16 protein-coding genes and 1 tRNA gene are annotated in these 22,236 nt (G+C 56.2%); 11 read left to right on the forward strand and 6 right to left on the reverse strand.

The window, feature by feature from the left end; translation table 11 throughout:
* Positions 1 to 27: 27 nt before the first annotated feature.
* Positions 28 to 528, forward strand: coding sequence for an AAA family ATPase (locus ACUZ9P_RS12105; RefSeq protein ID WP_449249898.1), 501 nt, complete (start codon positions 28 to 30; stop codon positions 526 to 528).
* Between the two features lie 188 nt (positions 529 to 716).
* Here the strand turns inward: ACUZ9P_RS12105 and ACUZ9P_RS12110 are convergent, their stop codons facing one another.
* Positions 717 to 1,529 (reverse strand): phosphodiesterase, encoded by an 813-nt coding sequence (locus tag ACUZ9P_RS12110; protein WP_449249899.1) that lies wholly within the window; start codon positions 1,527 to 1,529, stop codon positions 717 to 719.
* A gap of 253 nt (positions 1,530 to 1,782) precedes the next feature.
* Between ACUZ9P_RS12110 and ACUZ9P_RS12115 the strand changes: the two genes are divergently transcribed.
* The 6 genes from ACUZ9P_RS12115 (at position 1,783) to ACUZ9P_RS12140 (ending at position 6,929) form a co-directional block, all read left to right on the forward strand.
* On the forward strand, positions 1,783 to 2,835 hold the full coding sequence (locus ACUZ9P_RS12115; protein WP_449249900.1) for an ABC transporter ATP-binding protein: 1,053 nt from the start codon (positions 1,783 to 1,785) through the stop codon (positions 2,833 to 2,835).
* A 154-nt stretch (positions 2,836 to 2,989) separates the two neighbouring features.
* On the forward strand, positions 2,990 to 4,273 hold the full coding sequence (locus ACUZ9P_RS12120; RefSeq protein ID WP_449249901.1) for an ABC transporter substrate-binding protein: 1,284 nt from the start codon (positions 2,990 to 2,992) through the stop codon (positions 4,271 to 4,273).
* Between the two features lie 75 nt (positions 4,274 to 4,348).
* Positions 4,349 to 5,233: a carbohydrate ABC transporter permease gene (locus ACUZ9P_RS12125; protein ID WP_449249902.1), complete on the forward strand. Its 885-nt coding sequence runs from the start codon at positions 4,349 to 4,351 to the stop codon at positions 5,231 to 5,233.
* Positions 5,230 to 6,066, forward strand: coding sequence for a carbohydrate ABC transporter permease (locus ACUZ9P_RS12130; RefSeq protein WP_022660114.1), 837 nt, complete (start codon positions 5,230 to 5,232; stop codon positions 6,064 to 6,066). Before ACUZ9P_RS12125 ends, ACUZ9P_RS12130 begins: the two co-directional genes overlap by 4 nt.
* Positions 6,067 to 6,406: 340 nt before the next feature.
* Positions 6,407 to 6,715: a c-type cytochrome gene (locus ACUZ9P_RS12135; protein ID WP_449249903.1), complete on the forward strand. Its 309-nt coding sequence runs from the start codon at positions 6,407 to 6,409 to the stop codon at positions 6,713 to 6,715.
* A gap of 138 nt (positions 6,716 to 6,853) precedes the next feature.
* Positions 6,854 to 6,929 (forward strand) — tRNA-Val (locus ACUZ9P_RS12140).
* Positions 6,930 to 7,049: 120 nt separating this feature from the next.
* On the opposite strand, the gene ACUZ9P_RS12145 is transcribed toward ACUZ9P_RS12140, so the two are convergent.
* The 5 genes from ACUZ9P_RS12145 to ACUZ9P_RS12165 form a co-directional block, all read right to left on the reverse strand.
* Positions 7,050 to 10,664, reverse strand: a complete 3,615-nt coding sequence (locus ACUZ9P_RS12145; protein WP_449249904.1) for an alpha/beta fold hydrolase — start codon at positions 10,662 to 10,664, stop codon at positions 7,050 to 7,052.
* Between the two features lie 321 nt (positions 10,665 to 10,985).
* Positions 10,986 to 13,322: an autotransporter domain-containing protein gene (locus ACUZ9P_RS12150; protein ID WP_449250257.1), complete on the reverse strand. Its 2,337-nt coding sequence runs from the start codon at positions 13,320 to 13,322 to the stop codon at positions 10,986 to 10,988.
* Entirely contained in the window at positions 13,250 to 14,200 is a 951-nt protein-coding gene (locus tag ACUZ9P_RS12155; RefSeq protein WP_449249905.1) for a S8 family peptidase, read from the reverse strand. Before ACUZ9P_RS12155 ends, ACUZ9P_RS12150 begins: the two co-directional genes overlap by 73 nt.
* Before the next feature lie 391 nt (positions 14,201 to 14,591).
* The gene (locus ACUZ9P_RS12160) at positions 14,592 to 15,662 is read right to left on the reverse strand and encodes a 2,3-butanediol dehydrogenase (protein WP_449249906.1); all 1,071 of its coding nucleotides are present in this window, start codon (positions 15,660 to 15,662) and stop codon (positions 14,592 to 14,594) included.
* 352 nt (positions 15,663 to 16,014) lie between these two features.
* Positions 16,015 to 18,102 carry a sigma-54-dependent Fis family transcriptional regulator gene (locus ACUZ9P_RS12165; RefSeq protein WP_449249907.1) on the reverse strand — a complete coding sequence of 696 codons (2,088 nt, stop codon included), beginning with the start codon at positions 18,100 to 18,102 and terminating at the stop codon, positions 16,015 to 16,017.
* A gap of 394 nt (positions 18,103 to 18,496) precedes the next feature.
* On the opposite strand from ACUZ9P_RS12165, the gene ACUZ9P_RS12170 reads away from it, so the two are divergent.
* The 4 genes from ACUZ9P_RS12170 to ACUZ9P_RS12185 are packed head-to-tail and all read left to right on the forward strand — an operon-like array spanning position 18,497 to position 22,140.
* Entirely contained in the window at positions 18,497 to 19,735 is a 1,239-nt protein-coding gene (locus ACUZ9P_RS12170; RefSeq protein WP_449249908.1) for a dihydrolipoamide acetyltransferase family protein, read from the forward strand.
* Between the two features lie 16 nt (positions 19,736 to 19,751).
* Positions 19,752 to 20,114, forward strand: a complete 363-nt coding sequence (locus tag ACUZ9P_RS12175; RefSeq protein WP_449249909.1) for a Lin0512 family protein — start codon at positions 19,752 to 19,754, stop codon at positions 20,112 to 20,114.
* 35 nt (positions 20,115 to 20,149) lie between these two features.
* Positions 20,150 to 21,112 (forward strand): thiamine pyrophosphate-dependent dehydrogenase E1 component subunit alpha, encoded by a 963-nt coding sequence (locus tag ACUZ9P_RS12180; RefSeq protein WP_298994129.1) that lies wholly within the window; start codon positions 20,150 to 20,152, stop codon positions 21,110 to 21,112.
* A gap of 56 nt (positions 21,113 to 21,168) precedes the next feature.
* Positions 21,169 to 22,140, forward strand: coding sequence for an alpha-ketoacid dehydrogenase subunit beta (locus ACUZ9P_RS12185; protein WP_449249910.1), 972 nt, complete (start codon positions 21,169 to 21,171; stop codon positions 22,138 to 22,140).
* Positions 22,141 to 22,236: the final 96 nt, after the last annotated feature.

The following is a 22,236-nucleotide window of genomic DNA, read 5'->3' on the forward strand; positions in this document are numbered from 1 at the left end:
AAATTGGAATATTGTGAGGAGGGGATAATGAAAAATATTTTTTTGATTGGTGGCACTATGGGCGTCGGAAAAACGACTACTTGTAAAATTTTGATGAAAAAATTGAACAATAGCGTTTTTCTTGATGGAGATTGGTGTTGGGATATGCATCCATTTAAAGTTACTGAAGAAACAAAAAACATGGTTATGGAGAACATCTGCTTTGTTTTAAATAATTATATTAAATGCTCTAGTTATAAAAATATTGTATTTTGCTGGGTTATGCATGAACAAAAAATCATCGACAATATCCTTTCGCACTTGGATATTAAACAATGCAATATACATCTTATATCTTTAATTTGCGAAAAAGATGAGCTAAAAAAAAGAATAACAAGGGATATAGACAATGGATTAAGAACTAATGATACAATCAATATGAGCATTGATCGCATTTCATGCTATACAAAGCTCAATACATATAAAATAGATGTATCTAGTATTACACCGGAACAAGCAGCGATACTTATATTCAACAATTTTTTTTAAGAATATACCTACAAACTTCCACATTATTTCCTGCATTCTCAACGCCCCATCAACTCAGACTTCCGCCTCCTTACGATCAGACAGGGCGTTGCCCACACGGCGAGTAAAAGAGTTTCACAGGCCCATTCCCCCGGTTATTTTGGGGGATGGGCCTGTGAAATATCAACTTCATGCATGGCGGCTCAGCCCTATTCCGGCGGGTAGGAGAAGCTGAACGGCCCGCGCTCGGCAAACTCGCCCGGCACACGGCAGTAGTGGGTGTTCACCCGGCCATCAACAAAGTGGTGGAGCAAAAATGCCGGGGCCTCATCGGTAAAGGCATCCCCGCCAGTGGCGCAGAAATCCGGCACTATGTGCATGCACACCGGGGGAGCCGTCACGGCCGCCACTCCGTGCCACATGGTGAACACATGTCTGTGCAGATGCCCGCAGCAGAGGCGCACATTGGGAAATTTCTCCAGCAGGCGGCCAAGGCCCTCGGCATTTTCATATGGCTCGTCCATCACGCCAAGGGCTGTGATAAAGGGCGGATGGTGGGTAAAGACCAGCGTGGGCCTGCCGGGCTGGGCTGCCAGCGTCTTTTCCAGCCACGCCGCGACGGGCGCGTCAAAATGGCCGGAATGAGAGCCGGGGCGGGTGCCGTCAAAAAACACGAGCCGCAAGGGAAAATCTTCAACAGTATAGCACAGGTAGGGGGCAACCGCCGCATCCGCAGGGCAATACTGCCCAAGCCCGGCCACAAGATTTTCACGCTTATCATGGTTGCCGGGTAGCACATACACGGGCATGGGTAGCGCAGACAGCGCCTCTGCCGCAATGGCGTAGCCGCCGGGCTGGCCGTTCACCGAAATATCCCCGCTCAGCACAAGACAATCGGGCAGTTGCGGCATGGCCGCAATGTGGGCCACGGTTTTTTCCAGCAGCAGCGCACCGTCAGACACGTTGAATGCCAGGCTGCGCCCGGCTCCCACATGCGGATCAGATATGTGTGCTACAAACATGCCAGCACCTCCCCTCGATATTTTCCACTATTTTTAATCACGGCAGCATGTTGCGGTCAAGTCAGCCTTTGTCACAAAACTGTAATACTGCTGCCTGTAATGTAACGAATACGAAAGCTATCGTTCTTGCCACAAGGCGCAATTAGTGGTAATTAAAATCAAATTTTCTCCATGCAGGCAGCACGGCCTTGTGTTACGCCTCTGGAGTCTGACCGCCCCGCCCACAGCGCGCCATCCACGAAAGGAGCTGAACTTGTCCGCAATACGTCTTGAAAACGTATGTAAAAAGTGGGGTGCAACCCACGCTGTGCAAAATGTTTCCTTTGAAATCAACGAAGGTTCGTTGCTTGTGCTGCTCGGGCCTTCCGGCTGCGGCAAATCCACCACGCTACGGCTCATTGCCGGGCTTGAGAGCGTTTCCGGCGGACGCATCTACATTGGCGACCGCGACGTTACCGACCTGCCCCCGGCGGAGCGCCATCTGGCCATGGTGTTCCAGTCCTACGCGCTTTTTCCTCACCTCACAGTACGGGAAAATATCCTCTTTGGCCTCAAGGTGCGCAAAGTGCCGGAGGCCGACCAGATGAGGCGGCTGGACAATGCCGTTGACGTGCTTGGCCTTTCCGGCCTGCTGGAAAGAAAGCCCTCCGCTCTTTCAGGCGGGCAGCAGCAGCGCGTGGCTCTTGGCCGTGCACTTGTGGCCGAAGCGGCGGTGTGCCTCATGGACGAGCCGCTCTCCAACCTTGATGCCAAACTGCGGCTCGAAATGCGGCGCGAAATCCGCGATCTGCAACAGCGCCTGGGCATGACAATGGTCTACGTTACCCACGACCAGACAGAAGCCATGAGCATGGCCGACACCATCATTCTGATGCAACACGGGCGTATCGTGCAGAACGACGCCCCTGTCGCCATGTATTCCCAGCCCGCCACCACCTTTGCGGCCAGCTTTATCGGCACGCCGCCCATGAACCTTCTGAGTGTTGTCATGTGCAAGGGACAGGCGGTCATCAAGGGCAATGAATGCTGCCCGGTGCCAGACGCTGTTGCGGCCGAATGCACGCTTGGCATCCGCCCCGAGCATATCCAGGTAACGCCTGACGGCCTGTGGGAGGCCGAAGTGTTGAGCATGGAATACCTTGGTGCGGATTCCGTGCTGGCTTGCAGCCTGGGCCAGCAGCAGGTGGCTGTGCAAATAGCGGGCAACCCCGGCTTCAAACCCGGCCACAAGCTGCGCCTGAACTTTGCCGCCGATGCCCTGCACTTTTTTGAGACAGAATCGGGCAAGCGCATGGGCGCGGCATAGCCGATTGCACCTTCACGCGCCATGGCGTGCCGATTTGGCTGTCTTTTGTCGCGCTACTGTCATAATCATTTAATTTTGATACACATTTGCCCCTTATCGGTAACATTCAGGCGATAGTACGGATACAGCCCCCAAACCCTTTGAGGAGAAATCCATGAAACGTATTCGCTCGTTGTTTTTGGCAATTTTCTGTATCTGCCTGTACGCTGGCAGCGCGCTGGCGGCTCAGACCAACCTTACATTTTACTTTCCCGTGTCCGTGGGCGGGCCCATCACCAAAATCGTGGAGGGCATGACCCAGGAATTCATGAAAGAAAACCCCGACATCAAGATTACGCCTGTGTATTCGGGCAATTATCGCGATACGATCACCAAGGCCCTTACCGCCCAGCGCGGGGGCGAGCCGCCGCATGTGGCTGTGCTGCTCTCTACCGATATGTTCACTCTCATTGATGAAAACGCCATCGTTTCCTACGATGAAATTGTCGGCAAGGACAACATGGCCTTTACCAAGGATTACTTTCCCGGCTTCATGCGCAACAGTCAGACCGAAGGCAAAACCTGGGGCATTCCCTTCCAGCGCTCTACCATCGTGATGTACTGGAACAAGGAAATGTTCAAGGAAGCTGGCCTCGACCCTGAAAAAGGTCCCGCCACCTGGCAGGAACTGGTCGAAATGGGCAAAAAACTCACCAAGAAGGACGAATCCGGCAAGGTCAGCCAGTGGGGCGTTGCCATTCCCAGCACCGGCTATGCCTACTGGATGCTTCAGGCCCTTGCCATCACCAACGGCGTTGAGCTGATGAACGATGCGGGCAACAAGGTCTTCTTTGACAATCCTAAAAATATCGAAGCCCTCCAGTTCCTCACCGATCTGGCCTACAAGTACGAAGTGTCGCCCAAGGGCACCATTGACTGGTCCACCACGCCCCGCGACTTCTTTGAGCGCAAAACCGCCATCATGTGGACCACCACCGGCAACCTCACCAACGTGCGCACCAACGCCAAGTTCCTCTTCGGCGTGGGCATGCTGCCCGCCAATGCCCGCCTTGGCTCGCCCACCGGCGGCGGCAACTTCTACATTTTCAAAAATTCAACGCCTGAAGAACGCAAGGCTGCCGTCAAGTTTGTGCAGTGGATGACCACTGCCGAGCGCGCCGCCCAGTGGGGCATTGATACCGGTTATGTGGCTGTGCGCCCCGATGCCTGGAAGACCGAACGCATGGAAACCTACGTGAAGGGCTTTCCCTATGCCGCCGTGGCCCGCGATCAGCTGGCCCACGCCGTGCCCGAGCTTTCCACCCACGAGAACCAGCGCGTGACCAAGGCTCTGGACGATGCCATTCAGGCCGCTGTTAACGGCTCCAAAAAGCCTGACGCCGCCCTCAAGGATGCCCAGCGCGAAGCTGACCGCATTCTGCGCCGCTACCAGAAGTAAACAAGTATTGTGCTGCCAGGGGGGTTGCCCCTCTGGCAGCTTTTTCGATTCAATCAGACGCAAGAGAGCCGCCCTATGTTCAAACCGGAAACCATGCGGCAAATCAACGCATGGCTGCTTTTGCTCCCCGGCTTTGCCCTGGTGGTGACGTTTACGCACTATCCTGCGGTGAGTACGTTTATCCACAGCTTTTTTATGGATGGCCGGGGGGGAGCGCCTGCCCAGTTCGTAGGGCTTGAGCAGTACCGCTATCTGCTGGACGACGAGGTCTTTCTCAAATCGCTGCGCAACAACATCATCTTTGCCTGCTGCACCATCCCCTGCTCCATGTCGCTGGCCATGCTCATGGCCTTTCTGGTCAATGCGCGGCTGAAGGGGCAGACATTTTTGCGGCTGTGCTACTTTGTGCCCACGGTGCTGCCCATGATCGCCGTGGCCAACATCTGGCTGTTTTTTTACACGCCCGATTACGGCCTACTTGAGCAGTTGCGCTTTTTTTTGGGCGCGACCACGGGCATTAACTGGCTTGGCAGCGAGCAGACCGCCCTGTTCTGCGTAATCAGCGTTGCAGTATGGAAGGACGCTGGATTTTTTATGATTTTTTACCTCGCGGCCTTGCAGCAAATCCCGCCCAGCCTTGGGGAGGCGGCCATGCTTGAAGGGGCTTCGCGTGCCTATTATTACCGCCGCGTGGTCATTCCCCTGCTCATGCCTACTACGCTTTTTGTGCTCATCAATGCTACCATCAACGCTTTCCGCATGGTGGATCACCTCTTTGTGCTCACGCAGGGCGGCCCCAACAACGCCACCTCGCTGCTGCTCTACTATATTTATGAAACCAGCTTCAAATTCTGGGATACGGGCTACGGCGCAACGCTGACCATGGTGCTGCTGGGCTTTCTTGGTTTTGCCGCCTTTGTGCAGTTTGGCATCATTGAAAAAAGGGTGCATTACAGATGAACGAACAGCGCAATATGTACGACAGCCGTGGATTTTCGCGCGTGCTGGACACCACCGCCGCATGGATGCTTGCCATTCTGTGGGCTTTGCCGCTTTTTTACGCCATCTGGACTGCCTTTCACCCGGCGGAGTTTTCTACCCGTTTCAGCCTGACTGCCCCGCTGACGCTTGAAAACTTTGCCAATGCCTGGAAGGCCGCGCCCTTTGCCCGCTATTTCGTCAACACCATCATGCTGGTTACGCTGACCACAGGCATGCAGCTTGTGCTCTGCACTCTGGCGGCCTACGCCTTTGCCCGCTACGACTTCAAGGGCAAGGGCATTGCCTTTGCGCTTATCCTCATGCAGCTCATGATCATGCCAGATGTGCTGGTGGTGGAAAACTACTCCACCATGTCCAAGATCGGTGTGCTTGATTCCACCCTTGCCATCAGCCTGCCCTACATGGCCTCGGCCTTTGGTATTTTTCTGCTGCGCCAGACCTTCAAGAGCGTGCCGAAAGAACTGGAGGAAGCCGCCGCGGTGGAAGGGGCCAACACCCTGCAAGTGCTCTGGCATGTGTACGTGCCGTTGGCCAAGCCCACCTACGCGGCCTACGCGCTGGTCTCCATCAGTACGCACTGGAACAACTTTCTCTGGCCGCTCATTGTGAGCAACTCCGTCAATTCGCGCCCGCTGACCGTTGGCTTGCAGATATTCTCGGCTACGGAACAGGGCGTGGACTGGACAATCATCACCGCTGCCACGCTTATGACCTCCGGCCCGCTGCTGGTGGCCTTTCTGCTGTTCCAGCGGCAGTTTGTGCAGTCGTTCATGCGGGCGGGCATCAAGTAGGCCGCACACGCCAACACGCGCAAAACACAACACCCAAGCCCCAACGGTTGCCGACTCGCAGCCGCTGGGGCTTTACGTTTGTGGGCATTACCTACTCATCACCTGTGCGCCTCTTAATGGCGCCAGGCGGAATGCCTGCCATACAATTAACAATGACAGGCGTTCCAACGCGACAGTGCGGGCCTTTAGTGATAAAGTGGTTGGGAAACAGCGGTGATACTGCCGCAGAATACCCCTTGTGGTGTGCGGGCCTTGGAGCATATGCTGAAAAAGACCAAAAAGTCTGACTGCTTTGTGGTCAGGCTGGCTTTTCAAACAGAGCAACCCACAGGAGGGTTCCATGACCTTTTCTGCTAACTCACTGAAAATTCTTTTGGCGGCCGGGCTGCTGCTGGCTGGTACTGCTGTTGCGGCTCAGGAGAGCGCGGGGACAGGGCAGGAGATGTACAACAAGCTGTGCTCGGGCTGTCATTCGGCCAGCCCTGCGGCAATGAAGGGCAAACCTGTAGATTCGCTGGTGGCTGGCATGGAAAGGGTCAAAAACCTGAGCAATGCCACAGGTGCCGCGGCCCGAATGCAGCAGACCGTGCAGAGCCTGACCCCCGCGCAGATGAAGGATATTGCGACGTATCTTAACCAGATGAAATAACTGTAATCGAAGCAAAGTATCAGGCTGGTATTCTGACAGCCCCGGTATAGCGACCGGGGCGGCTCTAATGGAACGGCAAAATTGCGCTTGCAATGTGCTGAATAACAGGGCATATAGCTGCCTGTGCTACGCTGTTTCGGGCAGTTAGCTCAGTTGGTTGAGCACCGCCCTTACAAGGCGGGGGCCACAGGTTCAAGTCCTGTACTGCCCACCAAATATGAAAGGGGTTATCCTAAATGGATAGCCCTTTTTTGTATGTAAAAACTCCCTTCTAGTCATATCTAGCATAGCGCTGCTATGCGTGTGCCTACGCTGCGAGATGCTGATGTCGGCCTCACCCCATCGACATCCCGCACTCATCTTCCTCCTCCTGCGCATCTTCACCCTGCTGCCCTAAAAAATCGCAGATATGCTCTGCCACGCCATCAGCAAGGCCGGGTGAAAGCATGCTTTGATGCGTGCCCGCAGTCCAGCGGAGGGTGATGTTTTTCTCAGGCAAAAAGCGGCTCCAGCCCTGATACTGGTCGTTAAAATCAATGTAAGGATTACTGGCAAAATCCAGTGCGCGGATATACAGAATACGCAGGTCAGACGGCGTTGGGTTGTCATAACGTGCTGCGGCAATGGTATTGAGCCTGTATGTCTGCAACAGGTTTTCCATCTGCGCAGGGCTGAAATTGGGCGGCAGCAGCCCGGCTTTTTCGCCGCATTCCAGCAGATACGTCATTCTCTCAGCCCTGTTCATGGCCCGCAGTTTGTCCACATCAAAGGCCAAGGCTTCATGGAGATGGTTTTTCAGCAGTTCCACATCGCCCTTGGCGGCAAGCTGCTTGTCCCTGGTATTGTCCAGCACTGTGTCGAGAATCAGAACCGGGCCAGAGTCGCCCCCGAGCGCGGCATACTGGCAGGCCGCCTCATAGGCCAGAAGGCCACCGAAACTCCAGCCGCCAAAAACGATGTTCTCCGTGGCTACCTTGAGGATTTCATCCAGATAAATCGCGGCCAAATCCTGAACACTGTGCAGCTCCGTATTCAGAACAGTTTTTTCAGCCTGAAAGCCTGCAGGCTCCACGGCATAGAGGGTGTAGCGCCCATCCAGCAGCCGGGCCAGATCGCTGTAGCAAAACACGCTGCCCCCCACAGGATGAAACAGAAAAAGATTTTTTCCGCCTTCACAATGGCAAAGCTTGATGATGGGGCTATTGCGCACGCCTGCCTTACCCTCTACAAGCTCTGCCAGCCGTGCAATGCTGGAATGTGCCATCAGTTCGTTGACGGCAATATGAACGCGCAACTCTTTTTCAATCATGGCAACAAGGCGCACGGCCATGATGCTGTGCCCGCCCATGCTGAAAAAGCTGGCCTCCGCATCGATTACATCCATGCCCAGCAGCCGCTTCCAGATTGCGGCAAGCGTATGCTCCACAGCCCCTTGCGGGCAGCGCCCTGCAACGGCCTCTGCCCTGCCCAGCGGAGACGGCAGCGCCCTTTTATCCACCTTGCGGTTGGGCGAGAGGGGCAGCTCCGCCATCGGCACAATATAGTCTGGCACGCAAAAGGGCGGCAACTGCTGCTCAAGATAGCTGCGCAAATCAGCCGGATTCACAGCACCCACTACATAGGCGGCGAGGCTTTTGTCGTTGCCAGCCTGATAAAAGTCCGCCACCACGGCCAGCTGCCGCACACCGGGAAAGCTCCCAACGGCCTTTTCGACCTCGCCGATCTCGACCCGGTTGCCCCTGATCTTGACCTGCTGGTCCTCCCGCCCCCGGTAATAGACAAGGCCGTTCTGAATAAAGCCATTGTCGCCAGTGCGATAGCAGCGCCGCCCGGCATATTCGGTAAAAGCATCGGCGCTCTCGCCATTCAGATACCCGCGCGAAACACCCGCGCCCGCGATCCACAGTTCTCCGGTAACAGAGTCCGGCACCGGGCGCTGATGTTTATCCAGCACAAAAATGTTCACGCCTTCAAGCGGCCTGCCAATGGGAAAGGCCGTAAAATCCGCATGATTGGCGCGGTCAATGCGAAAGGCGCTGCTGTCTACCGTGCATTCTGTTGGGCCGTACACATTGAACAGTACAACATCTTCATTGCCGGGTATGGCATAAAATTTTTGAATGACATCTGGCCGCAGCACCTCGCCAGCCAGCAGCACACGTTTGAGCGGCAGGGGCTGGCGGTGCTCCTGCAAATAGTCCACCAGCACATTAAAAAAGGCCGGGGTCATGTCGCACAGATCAATGCCCTTTTTGCGGGCGCAGGCGCAAAATGCCGCAGGATTTTTGCGCTCCTCGTCTGCCATGACATACAAGGGCTTGCCGCAAAACAGTGAAACCGCCAGTTGCTGGATGGACGCATCAAACGAGAGCGGCGCAACCAGCCCCACAGTGCCGCACCCTTCTGAAAACTCCCGCAGGGCATGGATGATGTGCAGGAGGTGGCGGTGCTCAACCACAACGCCCTTGGGCTGCCCGGTGGAGCCGCTGGTGTAGACAATATAGGCGGCAGCGTCCGGCCTGACCGCCGCAAGAGGGGCTACGGGGCAGTCATCCAGATCCCTCAGGCCAAAACTCTCTCGCATGGCTCTGGTTCCGTGGGTTCTGGTATCGTGGGCGCTCCTGAAAATCTGTACGTCATAGCGAAAGACATCCGCCTGACCATTGTCAGAGGGCGCGGGAGCTGCAGCGGGTGAAAATTTCACCTCAACCGGATATGGGCATTCTGCCGACCAGGCACTAAAGAAACGCCGTGGCACAAATAGCTCTGCCGAGCCCTCAAAACGCAGCAAAGCCGACTGATCGCCCGTGGCAAGAGCATGTTCCCTGATGGTTGCCCGCAGGTCGTCCTTGCGGTCCATATCGCGCACAGCGCCCACAAAAATGCTGCCGCCCGCCGTGAGGCGTTCTACAGCGTGGTCAAGCACCCTGCGCAGATAATTGTAACCGGGAAAGCAATCCACAACGCCGTTGAGCACCACAAGGTCAAAGCGCTCATCGAAAAAGCAGATGTCTATGGCTTCCATGCGGTGGATGCTTACGGAAGCTCCACAGGGCACGGCCTGCACCCTGTCCAGTTCATTTCTGGCAATGTCCACCGCCGCGTACCAACTGGCGGCAGAGGCAAGAGCCTGCGCCACCACTCCGGAGCCGCTGCCGACATCAAGCACGCTTTTGCCGCTGGACTGTGCACTTTTGGGGATGCTGCCGGGGGCACGGTTGGGGGCCAGACCTGTTTTTTGCAGCACGCTGCCAGCCATGCGCTCAAGCTGCGACAGATCAAGGGGGTGCGCATCCACATCGTCCAGCCAACCGTGGTCGCTGCCCTGCTCTGCAAGGTGCTCCCAGTATTCCGTGCTGCTCAGGCCGCCACTTTCCAGCACATCCGTAAAATTGAGGGCGTCCAGACAAAGCACGTGGGCAATGTTGGGGTTGCGGTAACGATGATATTCCGCCTGGGGCAGAGAAGCGCTGTCCGTCACCAGCAACCGTACGGGCCTGAGCATGGCTTCCTGACGGAGGCGCGGCAGTTCGCGCTCCACGGGCACATACACGGCACCGGCCCGCATGATGCCAATGGCGGCGGCAAGATACATGGCTCCGCGCTTGCAGAGCACCCCCACTGCCGCTTCCGGCCCATAGTTTTTGGCCTGCACAAAGGCGGCTATGCGCGCGGAAAAATCCTTCAGTTCCCTGAAGTCCAGGCTTTTTCCGCCACCAGAAAGGGCAATGTTGTCCGGGTTCTCATCTGCAATGGAACAGAACAGGGCTTCAAAGCTGGGCCACCTGCCAGACAAGCCAGACATACTGGATGAACACGGCATGGCATTGCCAGCAGCGGAGAGGCTTGAAGGCAACGTGGCTGGTTGTCCTTCGGCAGCAGCTTCCGCCGGATTCTGAGCCGCAGCCTTGCTTCTGGGCATCCCAAAGGTGATGTCGGCAATCTTCATTGTGCGTTTTCCTCAATACCTTCCAGAAAGCTTATCTGATATGTCAGATAGTCCTGCGCCGTCGCAAAAGCCACTTTCGGGGGGGGAGATTGTGGTTAAAACGCAGCATGGTTGCGCTGTCTTCTTTGTGCACAAAGCAAAGCAGCGCCACCCCAGTTGATCCGGGGCGACAACCGACTTTATTCCTTTTTTTCTCTAAGACAGGAACAGTATTTTTTCAATGGATTAGTTCGTGGAGCGGATAATCAAAAGCGCATATAACGTAGATCGGTAGAGGAGAACGACAAGTCCAATGGCATGGATGAATCATGCAAACAGCCGCTAAAATTCCAGGCCACAACTGAAACCGCCGAAGCAGGAAGAACTCTGAGAACGAAATAGCTCCGCTCCAAGCTCAACCTGCGCAAAAAAACCACTGGTATGGTTCGCCCGCACACTGCTGTGAACCAGCATGGCGTCCCGGCCCGACATATCTGACCGGCTTTCAAAACCTGGGCTGTATCCCTTGAATCTGGCGCTGCTGCTGAACGTTCCGTCAAGCCAGTCATGCCGCCAGCCTGCCAGAGTATCCCATGCGAGCGTTGTGCCATTATCCAGGGTGCGGGCAAGATTTGCATGCGCGCCCAAGACTGACGAGAGATTGTTGTAAGTGGCGGCATCAACCCTGAGTGCTGAGGCCCCGGAGCCGTCCTCGGTAAATCCAGGTCTGGAACTCAGGCTATATTCCAGCCATGTCAGAGGGCCAACTTCCACGCCGCCCCAGGCGGTTGCGCAGTTCCAGTCCTTGCCGCCGCCCGCGAGCGTATCTGCGGTTAGGCCCGTCCAGTCGCTGCTGTGATTGCGCGCGAAACCATTAAAGTTGACGGTCCGCTGCATTTGCACATCCTCAAAGCCCACGCGGGCCATGCCCATTACATAGGCACCATCCCACCAGCGTGGCTTGAAGCGCGCGTGGCCGCCAACAGATGCGGCCAGCGTTTCCGCCCTTGCCTCGCCCGCACTATGAATATCTGTGCGGCGGCCTGCGAGCGCCACATCAAATCCTGCAGTCAGTCCGCTCTCCCACAGGCGGTCAACACCAAAGGCCGACCCTGCACCTGACGCCGTAAAGCCCGCTGAGCCGCCATTGGCGTTCATGTTGCTGTAGCTGCCAAAGGGCAGCGCCCATGCCTGCCAGCCAGCGACATCATCACCGCTGGACACGCCAGTACCGCTCACGCCTTGTTGGCCGCTGGCCCCCAAGAAGCGCCGCACCATAAGCAGATTGAGCTGCCGCTGTGCTTCAAGCCCGGCCCGCGCCACAGCATCATAGCTGTTGGGGCTCAACTGCTCCATTGCCGGAGCAATGCCGCTGCCGGATGCATCGCTCCAGTCCAGGGCCTGAAACAGATTTTGCATATCGCCTGTTGCCTGCCCAGATATCTGGTAAAGAGCACGTCCAACACGGCTTGTGGTGGTGCTGTCGGCATAGCGGCTGTACGTGCTTGATGCACGTTGCTGGCCCACCAAGGCCGACCCGAGGCCATTGCTTGACGCGACGCTGAAATTCAATGTTGGTGAAGAAGAACTAACCCCAACGCTGTTAAATACGCCCGTGGAGCTTGTTGCCTGCACACTGTTCATATTTATTGAATAGTTCTCTGCATAAAATCCCGGCGAGGGAGAAAACCGCAAGGCTCCGTCAATATTTGCAGAATTTGCACTGAGTACAGAATATTGGTTTCTGGAATTGAAACCGATTTGCAGCGTACCGTGGCTTGTCTGGGTGTAGTCATTTACTGTGAGCGTCAGGCCGCGATAGCCCGGAGCAACAGTGCCGTAATTGACGACTTTCTTCTGTATTACTCCATCACCCAGCAATACACCGCCCTGGCGCACGAGCACATCGCTGTTTTGCAGCACGCCGCCAGTACCGTCTGCCCTTTTGCTCACGGCCAGGCCCCCGCCATCAACCACGGTCGCCCCTGAATAGCTATTGACGCCGCTGAGAACCAATAGGCCAGCACCCGTTTTACGCAAGCCCACATTCTTGCCGCGCAGGGCCGTGGCGTCCGCCCCGGCCAGAAAACTGGCATGATGGTAGGCATCATTCCACTGGCGTTGGGTGATGTCATTGCTGAATTCTGCGAAGTAGCCCTTGGTGTTAAACGTTTCAAGCGCATAATTGCCAGGGCCCAGTTCAGACAATGTCACCACATCCGAAGCTGACATGCGGTTGGCATCCAGCCGGGCGATGCCGCGCACGGCCTTGCCCGCATCCAGCAGCCCCTGACCAAACACGTCTTCCTTTGTCAGGTCGTTCACAGCTTTCTTGCCCTGATCAACCAGCGCTTTCAAAGCATCTGCCGTTGCGCCTTGATAAACTTGTTCAATCCACTGTTTGATTGTCACATCATTCGGAGCAGGAACACTGTGATCTATAACAGCAATAATAACCTTATTGAGATTACCATCTTTATCAACAGTATATTGAACAAGGTGCGTTGGCGCTACAAAAGTATTATCCGCAGTGGTCAACACAGCATCAGCCAGCTGTTTGCCGGTCATCCAGGGAAAAGCCTGCGCCACCAGGCCCACAGTGCCGCTCACATAGGGCGCAGCCATGCTGGTGCCGCTGTCCAGCATATAGCCGTTGGTGGTGGCATTGAGCGAATTGATATCGCTGCCGGGAGCCGCAACTGTCCAAAGATAGGCTTTGCTCCCCAGGTTACTGAAATAACTGACCCCAGACGGGCCAATGGTGCGTGTTCCGTCCGTCGCTGTAGTGATCCGGCTATATTGAGGGAAACCACGCTGATCCAGCCTGTGAGGTCCGGCGCATAACGCGGCATCATGCCCTCAACACTGGGAGCTATCATGCTGTTGTTGCCAGCGGCAAACACAATGACCTTGCCGTAATCGTCACTGAGCTTGCGGAGTGCTTTGATCTCACCATCCTGGCCAGATATGACATCTGCGGGAATGTCTTTGGCAGGGTCAAGCGATGGGAAAAAATCCGTGCCCCAACTGTTGTTGATGACGCGAATATCCGGATACGCAGCAAAGAGACTCAACAAATCAGGCGGAACAAGATTTTCGTTGCTCCCCGACGCTGTTCCAAGTGTGACCGCCGAAACGAGGTTGGCGTCAAAAGCCACACCGTGCATGCCAACACCATTGCGTATGGCAGCCATGATGCCCGCCACATGGCTGCCATGCGTATCATATGCCCAGTTTGGCACGTATGTCTGACCCGTGGTCTTATCGAGCGGCAAGGCCATCATTAGGACTTTGCCAGCCAGCTCCGGGTGGTCGCCGCGTACGGAAGTGTCAATCATGCCCAGCGTGATGCCTGCCCCGGTATATCCCAGAGCGTATGCATCGGCGGCGTGAATAAAATTCAACCCTGTGCTGTTCCAGTATTCATTGGTTTTAAAACTGTCAGCGCTCGCTGCATTGCTATGAACAGGTATACTTAACGTAAACAGAAACAGAAGGAGAATCTGAAACAAAGCAGGATAAAAACGTACCCAATATCCGCACGAATAAAGAACCATGAATGCTCCGACAGGATTAAGTGGAACTTCCTGTCCTTTTTGTTGTTGCGGGAAACAGCACCTTACTTCAGATTCATAACTTTAACTGATTGATCTTCTGACCGGGCGGCAGAATACTTCCCCATCGTCGATAACGCTTACTATCAAAAATATCTTTTTATTTAAATAGATTATTTTTTAAAAATTTTTCCTGTCACAAGATTGAAACGAGACAACTTTTTGCGGCTGATCACTCTTGCTCAAAAAGCTGCTCTGTTCCATTTTTGCACTGTCTGCAAACTAACCGAGGGGTTCCGGACCATTCCGCAACCCCTCTTTCATATCCTGCCGCTCATACACAGGGACAGTGTCAAGCTGACAGGATTATCCCTCAAACACGCCTTCAAGCGCGTCAGGGACGCACAAGTATCTTGATGTTTTCGTCCTTGTTGTTGATCAGTTCAAGAAAGCCCTTTTCCATAATGTCCTTTAGCTCGATCTTGCCGGTAATCAGGTTTTCCGCCTTGATGACGCCCTTGGCCATAAGCGCGGCAAGGCCCTTGAAATCCTCAATGGTGTAGGCCAGCGTGCCCATGACTTTTTTGTCCGTACCGCTGAGGCTGAAAAAGTTGAAGGAACTGGGTTCTTCAAAAATACCCACAATAATGGCCGTTCCCGTGTTGCGCAGCACATCTATGGCCAGCGGCCCTGTGTGCTTGTTGCCGATGCACTCAAAGGAAACATCGGCCCCGGAGCCACCTGTCAGTTCTTTCACCCTTGCAACCGGGTCGCATTCCTTGGGGTTCACCACAATGTCAGCGCCGCATTCCTTGGCCTTGGCAATGCGCGCACGGGACATTTCAAGCACAATGATCTTGCCCGCGCCAGCGGCTTTGGCAGCCATAATGGTGCCGAGGCCGATGGTTCCCGCGCCGAGCACCACAACATTGAGGCCCAGAATGCTGCCAGCCATACGCACGGCCTTAAAGCCCGTGGCAAGGGGTTCCATAACTGCTCCGGCCTCGGGCGAAACACCCTCGGGCATGATAAAGCACAATTCCGCAGGCACGTTCACATAGGGGGCGAATGCGCCGTCATTGTGCAGGCCCGTAAAGGCAAGCTTTTCACAAACATTGTAACGCCCTTCGCGGCAAGGCTGACACTCTCCGCAGTGCTGGCAGGCATCTGGCGCAACCATATCACCAATCTTGACATTGGTAACGCCGCTGCCCACCGCCACAACCTTGCCGCTGAATTCGTGCCCGAGAATGACGCTCCCCTGCTTGCCCGTAAGCGGATGCGGGGCCTCTGTGGGAATGAATATGGGGCCAGCCAGGTATTCGTGCAGATCCGAGCCGCAGATGCCGCACCAATCAACCTTGACCTGAACCCAACCGGGAGCCGGAGCGGGGGGAACGGGTACAGTCTCAACGCGGATGTCTTTTTTGCCGTGCCAAACTGCCGCCTGCATGGTTTCCGCCATAACTGCCTCGCTTGTTAGATGTTGAATCCGAATACACCCATCATTGCACAGGTCATGCCGTAAAATCCGCGCCAGCAGCGGATGAGCGGACATACCCGGCAGACCTTGCCCTGGCTCAATCGAGAAAAATTGCACATGCAGACAGGTATACCGGAGCCACTGACAGTGTTCTGAAGTGGAACAAAGAAAGACTATGGTGGACGGAAGTGGAACAGAGAGATCAACAGGTCGCGAGGCGGTAAAACGCAAGTGGCTGCCGCAAAAAAGGCCTGCTCCAAACCGCGCGCCACAGGTGGGCTTTCGGTTCAGAGCAGGCCGGGTTGTTTGCGTTCTGAAAAATTACACAGCAAGACTAGTCTTGGGGAACAATCTTGCGCAGTTTGGCGTACAGAGTATTGCGGCCGATGCCCAGCGCCTTGGCGGCCTGGAGCATGTTGCCGTTATAATGCTTCAATGCGCAGCGGATGACATTGGCCTCCTGATTGTCCAGGTTAAAGTCGGTCATTCCGGGCAGGGCCGCCACGGTTTGCCCACATGGTTGCCCGCTGGCTGTATTGGTCCCACCAGCACAGGGCTGCAAATGCGCTGGCAGATGTACAGGCAAAATACAGCCGCCCTGCGCCATGTTGACGGCAAATTCCACGCTGTGCACAAGCTGTCGCACATTGCCGGGCCAGTCGTAATCTTCCATCACGCGCAAGGCCTCGGCAGAAAACCCGCCAAAAGGATGCCCGTAGGTACGGCACAGGCGTTTGCAATGATATTCCGCAATAACAGCGATATCTTCCCTGCGTTCGCGCAGAGGCGGGATTTCCAGCGCAAGCACATGGATGCGGTAAAACAGATCTTCACGAAACGCGCCCGAAGCCATCAGTTCATCCAGATTGCGATTGGTGGCAGTGACTAGCCGGAAATCGACCATTCTGGTCTGCTTGCCGCCCACCCGCGTGACGCAGCGGTCTTCCAGAGGGCGCAGCAGATTGACCTGCATTTCCAGCGGCATTTCAGAAATTTCATCCAGAAACAGGGTTCCCTTGTCGGCCAGTTCAAACTTGCCGGGGCGTCCCTTTTCCACTGCTCCGGTGAACGCCCCCCGCTCGTAGCCAAAAAGCTCGCTCTGAATAAGCTCGCGCGGTAAAGCCCCGCAGTTTACGGCCACAAAGGGCCCTTCGGAACATCGGCTGGCCTTGTGGATGGCCCGCGCAAAAAGTTCCTTGCCTGTGCCCGTTTCGCCCAGCAACAAAACCGCCGCAGGGCTTTTGGCCATATGCCGCGCCTGTTCCACAGTGCGGGACATTTTTTCGCTGCGGTAAACAATATCGCCAAAGGGACGCGTGCCTTCGCGGCGCGGTATATGCGGCACAGGGGCAATAGGCGCGGGACGGGCTTCCACTCCGGCCTGAAGGGTCACAAGGGCATAGCGCGCTTCTGACCTGCCCGCCATAAAGGGCATGACGCAGGCTGTGAGGGCGGGATTGGTCAGGCAGCGCAGGGGGACTCCTTCGGGCTGGCAACTGTTTTCCGCCTGCTGACGAGCGTACAGGGTATAGTCAAAAAAAGCCTCGGCGCGCCCGCCGCGCACATCGCCGCTAAAACCTAGCAGGCGCTCTGCCTGGGCATTGGCATAGGTAATGATGCCGCTCTCATCCACCATCAGCACGCCAATGGGCATGGAACTGAAGAGCGTGCTGAGCAGTGTGCGGGATTTGTTCTCCATGTTGCTCAGCGAGGCGTTGAGCAACAGTCGCTCTATCTCGCGGGCCGCGCCAACTGCCAGCCACAATGCTTGCCGGTGATCAGCCCTGGTTGGCCCGGAAATGTCAAAACAGCCCCACAACTGCCCGAACGGAGTAAAAATGGGCGCGGCAGAACAGCCCCAGGCCTGATGGCTGCTGCAAAAATGTTCCTCGCCCATAACCTGGGCTGGCATGCCGTCAGAAAGGGCCAGACTTATGGCGTTGGTGCCCACGCTTTTTTCAGACCACACCGCGCCAGGGCCAAAATAGAGCTGATCGGCCTGAAGCAGCACTTCCTTGTTGCCGCAGGTGCGCAGCAACCGGCCATTGGCCTCGGAAACCGTCATGAGCAGGCCTTTTTCCTTGATCTGCTCATACACCTGACGTTCCACGCCAGCCGCCAGTTCCGCGTATATTTCGGCCTGGGCGCTGATCTGGCTCATGGGCGTAAATTCCGCGCACTTGGGCAGCAGGGGGTCCACCCCCAGATCACGGCAGCGCATCCACGAAGCCGCTATGGGCCGCGGCAGGCTGTCGTCAACAATTTTACCGGTTCTTATAAAGGATTCCCAGGTTTCCCGCCGGTTCGCTCTTGGTGCGCCGCTATAGCTGTTGAACAAAAACCCCGAGCGGTTGACGCCTTCCGCCATCAGAGGTTCCTGCCGCATTTCAAAGACATCGCCATTTCTTTGCAGAACATACATGACTTATCTCCCGGACGCGCACGCCCTTTCAACAAGCATGCCGGTTCGCTGGTCTTTCCACTTCAAAAAGACCATCTGCCCCACTTCTGAATAATGCGACCCCGCAGCTTTGTTTTAAGCAATAGCATCGTCCGTGAAAAAATGGAATAGCTCTTTGCGCATGGCTACATTCATATTGTGTCCCAAAAAACAACTCCATGAATTTTTTATATATTGTAGTGTATCATAACTGGTCTTACAGAACAGCGTTCTGTTCGATTTTGGAACACTATCAAATACACACATAAAGTATTTTATAAATTATCCATTGATTATTACCTGTTATAAAGTGGTATCAGAGTTGCAATCAAGTAGGCATAAACGCGTGCGCCACATCGGCGCAAGGAGGTAGCGGATGGCCTACGAAGTGCAGATGCCCAAATGGGGCCTCACCATGAAAACAGGCAAGATTGCGCGCTGGCTTGTGGCCGAAGGCGGTGCGGTGGCAGTGGGGCAACCCCTGCTGGAAGTGGAAACAGACAAGATCACCAACGTGGTCGAGTCTCCGGCAGGCGGCGTTCTTTTGCAGATTGTCAGCCCGCAGGGCGAGGTTGTTCCGGTCATGCAGGTTATCGGCATCATCGGCGAATCGGGTGAGGCTGTGGCCGCCCCTGCCTCGCAAAGCGCTGATGCGGCGGCCAGCCCTGCCGCTCATGCCCCTTCCGGGGCCAAAAGCCAGGGATCGGCAACACAGGCCAGCACGGCGCAAGGAGAGGTTCGCGCCATGCCCGCAGCCCGCAAGGCCGCCAAAGAGCTGGGCGTTGATCTGGCAACGGTAACGGGCACAGGACGCGATGGCATTGTTACGGAAAAGGATGTTCGCGCCGCCCACGAAGCTGCGGCAAAAGCCCCTGCTCCGGCCAGCGTAGCCCCGGCGCAGCCATGCTCCGCCCCTGATGCTGATGCGGACGAAGTCATCCCCATGGACGGCCTGCGCAAGCTTATAGCGGACAACATGCAGGCCAGCCTGCAAAACGCGGCGCAACTGACCGTTTTTGTGGAAGCCGACGTTACCGAAATGGTTGCGTTGCGCGATACCATGCTGGCCCGCAACAAAAAAGACCCGGAATACCGCCTCTCGTTCAACGACATCATCGCTTTTGCCGTGTGCCGCGCACTCAGGCAGCACCCCGTCATGAACACCACCCTGCAGGCAGACGGCGTCCACATGCACAAACATGTGAACCTTGGCATCGCCGTTTCGCTCGATACGGGCCTCATTGTTCCCAACGTCAAGAATGCGGACACCTACAGCCTTGAAGAACTCAAGGCCAAGGTGCGCGACGCAGCCAGCCGCGCCCGCAAGGGCGGCCTTTCCATGGACGAAATTTCCGGCGGCACGTTTACCATTTCCAATGTGAGCATGCTTGGCGTGGACGGCTTCACCCCCATTCTCAACCCGCCGGAGACAGGCATCCTCGGCGTTGGTCGCGTGGTGGAAAAGCCGGGCGTTTTTGAATGCCAGGTGTGCGTGCGCAAGATGATGACTCTTTCCCTCACCTTCAACCACATGGTCACCGATGGCGGCCCGGCCATGAGTTTCCTGCGCACCCTTGCGGACATGCTCGAACAGCCCGTGCGCATGCTGGGCTGACCCGCGGAGGAATCCAATGCTGCAACGTTACGTGGTTGAACTGGGCACCGGGGCAGATCTGCACGGCGCAAACATGACCAAGGCCGCATACCGCGCGGTCAAGGACGCCATTTCGCGCAGTTGTTTGTGCGGCATGGTGGAGATACTCGGGCGCGGATCTTTTCAGGGTGTGCATGTGCATGCGCGCATTGCCGTGCCCGAGCCTGATCTGGTGGACAAGGAGGCAGTGCTTGCCGCCATCCCCATCGGGGAAAAGAGCATTGAGGTCGTTACGGGCGGCTTGCGCACTCCGGGCCTTGAAGTTGCCTGCTTCAGCCCCGGTTGCAGCGACATCGTGTTGGCCTGCGCGGCCCTGACCGTGTCGGTAGATATTGACTGAGTCGGCACCACAATCAGCAATCTGAGGAGAGTACCATGAAACATCCCGACAAAAAGGTTCTGCTGGAAATGTTCAGCACCATGACCAAGATCCGCCTTTTTGAAAGCGAGCTGCAAAAGTTTTTTGCAGCTGGCAAAATACCTGGATTCGTTCACCTCTACCTTGGTGAAGAAGCCGTTGCCACAGGCGCGTGCGCCGCGCTGAAGCAGACGGACATGATCACCAGCACCCACCGTGGCCACGGGCATTGTATTGCCAAGGGCGGCGACCTCAAGCTCATGATGGCCGAAATCTATGGCCGCTCCACCGGTTACTGCAAGGGCAAGGGCGGCTCCATGCATATTGCCGATTTCAACATCGGCATTCTTGGCGCCAACGGCATTGTGGGCGGCGGCGGCCCCCTGGCCGTGGGCGCGGCCTTCAGCTGCCAGTACAAAGACACCAAGGGCGTGTGCGCCTGCTTTTTCGGCGATGGCGCGTCCAACCAGGGCACCACGCAGGAATCGCTGAACATGGCCAGCGCCTGGAAGCTCCCCGTTATCTTTATCAATGAAAACAACGGCTACGGCATCTCCTGCCCGCAGAGCAAATCCATGGCCATCACCGACATTGCCGACCGCGCCGCCGGATACGACATGCCAGGCGTCGTCATTGACGGCAACGATGTGCTTGCCGTGTACGAAGCCGTGACCATGGCCGTGGAACGCGCGCGCAAGGGGCAGGGGCCCTCGCTCATCGAATGCAAGACCTACCGCTGGCGCGGCCACTTTGAGGGCGATGCCTGCGTATACCGCAGCGAAAAAGAACTGGAAGAATGGAAGGCCAAGGATCCCATTCCGCGTTTTGCCAAAAAACTGGTGGAAACCGGCACCGCCACTCAGGCGGAGCTGGACGGCATCTCCGCGTCTGTGGCCGCCGAAATTGAAGCCGCCGTCAAGTTTGCGGAAGACAGCCCCTTCCCCAAGCCGGAAGACCTGCTGGAAGACGTGTACGCCTAAAGCGTTTGCCTGAAACTGCGGAAACCACCTTCAGATTTTTCAGAATGGAGAAAAATATGGCGATCAAAACCTACCTGCAAGCGCTTAACGATGCCATGCGCCAGGAGATGGAGCGGGACGAAAACGTGTTCATCATCGGTGAAGACGTGGGCAAGTTTGGCGGCTGCTTTGGCGTGACCCAAGGCCTTTTTGACAAATTCGGCGAACGCCGCGTGCGCGATACCCCTATCACGGAAAGCGCCATTGTGGGCGCTGCCGCCGGTGCCGCAGCAGCTGGTCTGCGCCCTGTGGCAGAGCTGATGTTTGTGGACTTTATCGGCGTTGCCTTTGACCAGCTCTTCAATCAGGCCGCCAAAATGCACTACATGTTTGGCGGCAAGGCCAAGGTGCCCATGGTGCTGCGCATGCCGCAGGGCGCTGGCGTGGGCGCTGCGGCCCAGCACTCCCAGAGCCTTGAAGCATGGTTCATGCACATTCCCGGCATCAAGGTGTGCATTCCCTCCACCCCGGCAGACGCAAAAGGCCTGCTCATCAGCGCCATCCGCGACGACAACCCCGTGGTCTTTCTTGAACACAAGATTCTGTACGGCGTGGAAGGCGAAGTTGGCGACGAGGCGATGCCCATTGAGCTTGGCAAGGGCGACGTAAAGCGCGAAGGCACGGACGTAACCATTGTAGCCACCTCGCTCATGGTTCACTCCGCCCTTCAGGCCGCAGAAACCCTGGCCGCTCAGGGCATCAGCGCCGAAGTGGTAGACCCCCGCTGTCTGGTGCCGCTCGACAAGGACATCATCCTCAATTCCGTCAAGAAAACCCACGCCCTTGTGGTTGCTCACGAAGCCGTCAAAACCGCCGGAGCCGGTGCGGAAATCGCCGCCATGGTAGCCGAGGAAGCCCTGGACTATCTGGACGCGCCCATCGTGCGCGTGGGCGCTCCTTACTGCCCTGTCCCCTTCAGCCCGCCGCTGGAAAAGGCCTACATTCCCGGCGCGGATCAGATCGTCGCTGCGGTCAAGTCGCTGCGATAATTAAGCCGCGTTCAAGGGGCAGGCACAGGCACAAGGCCTGCCCCATCGCGGCAGCATATGATTGCAACAGCTATTGCAAGCAATGCAGCAGGCACT

The organism is Desulfovibrio intestinivivus (assembly GCF_053570665.1).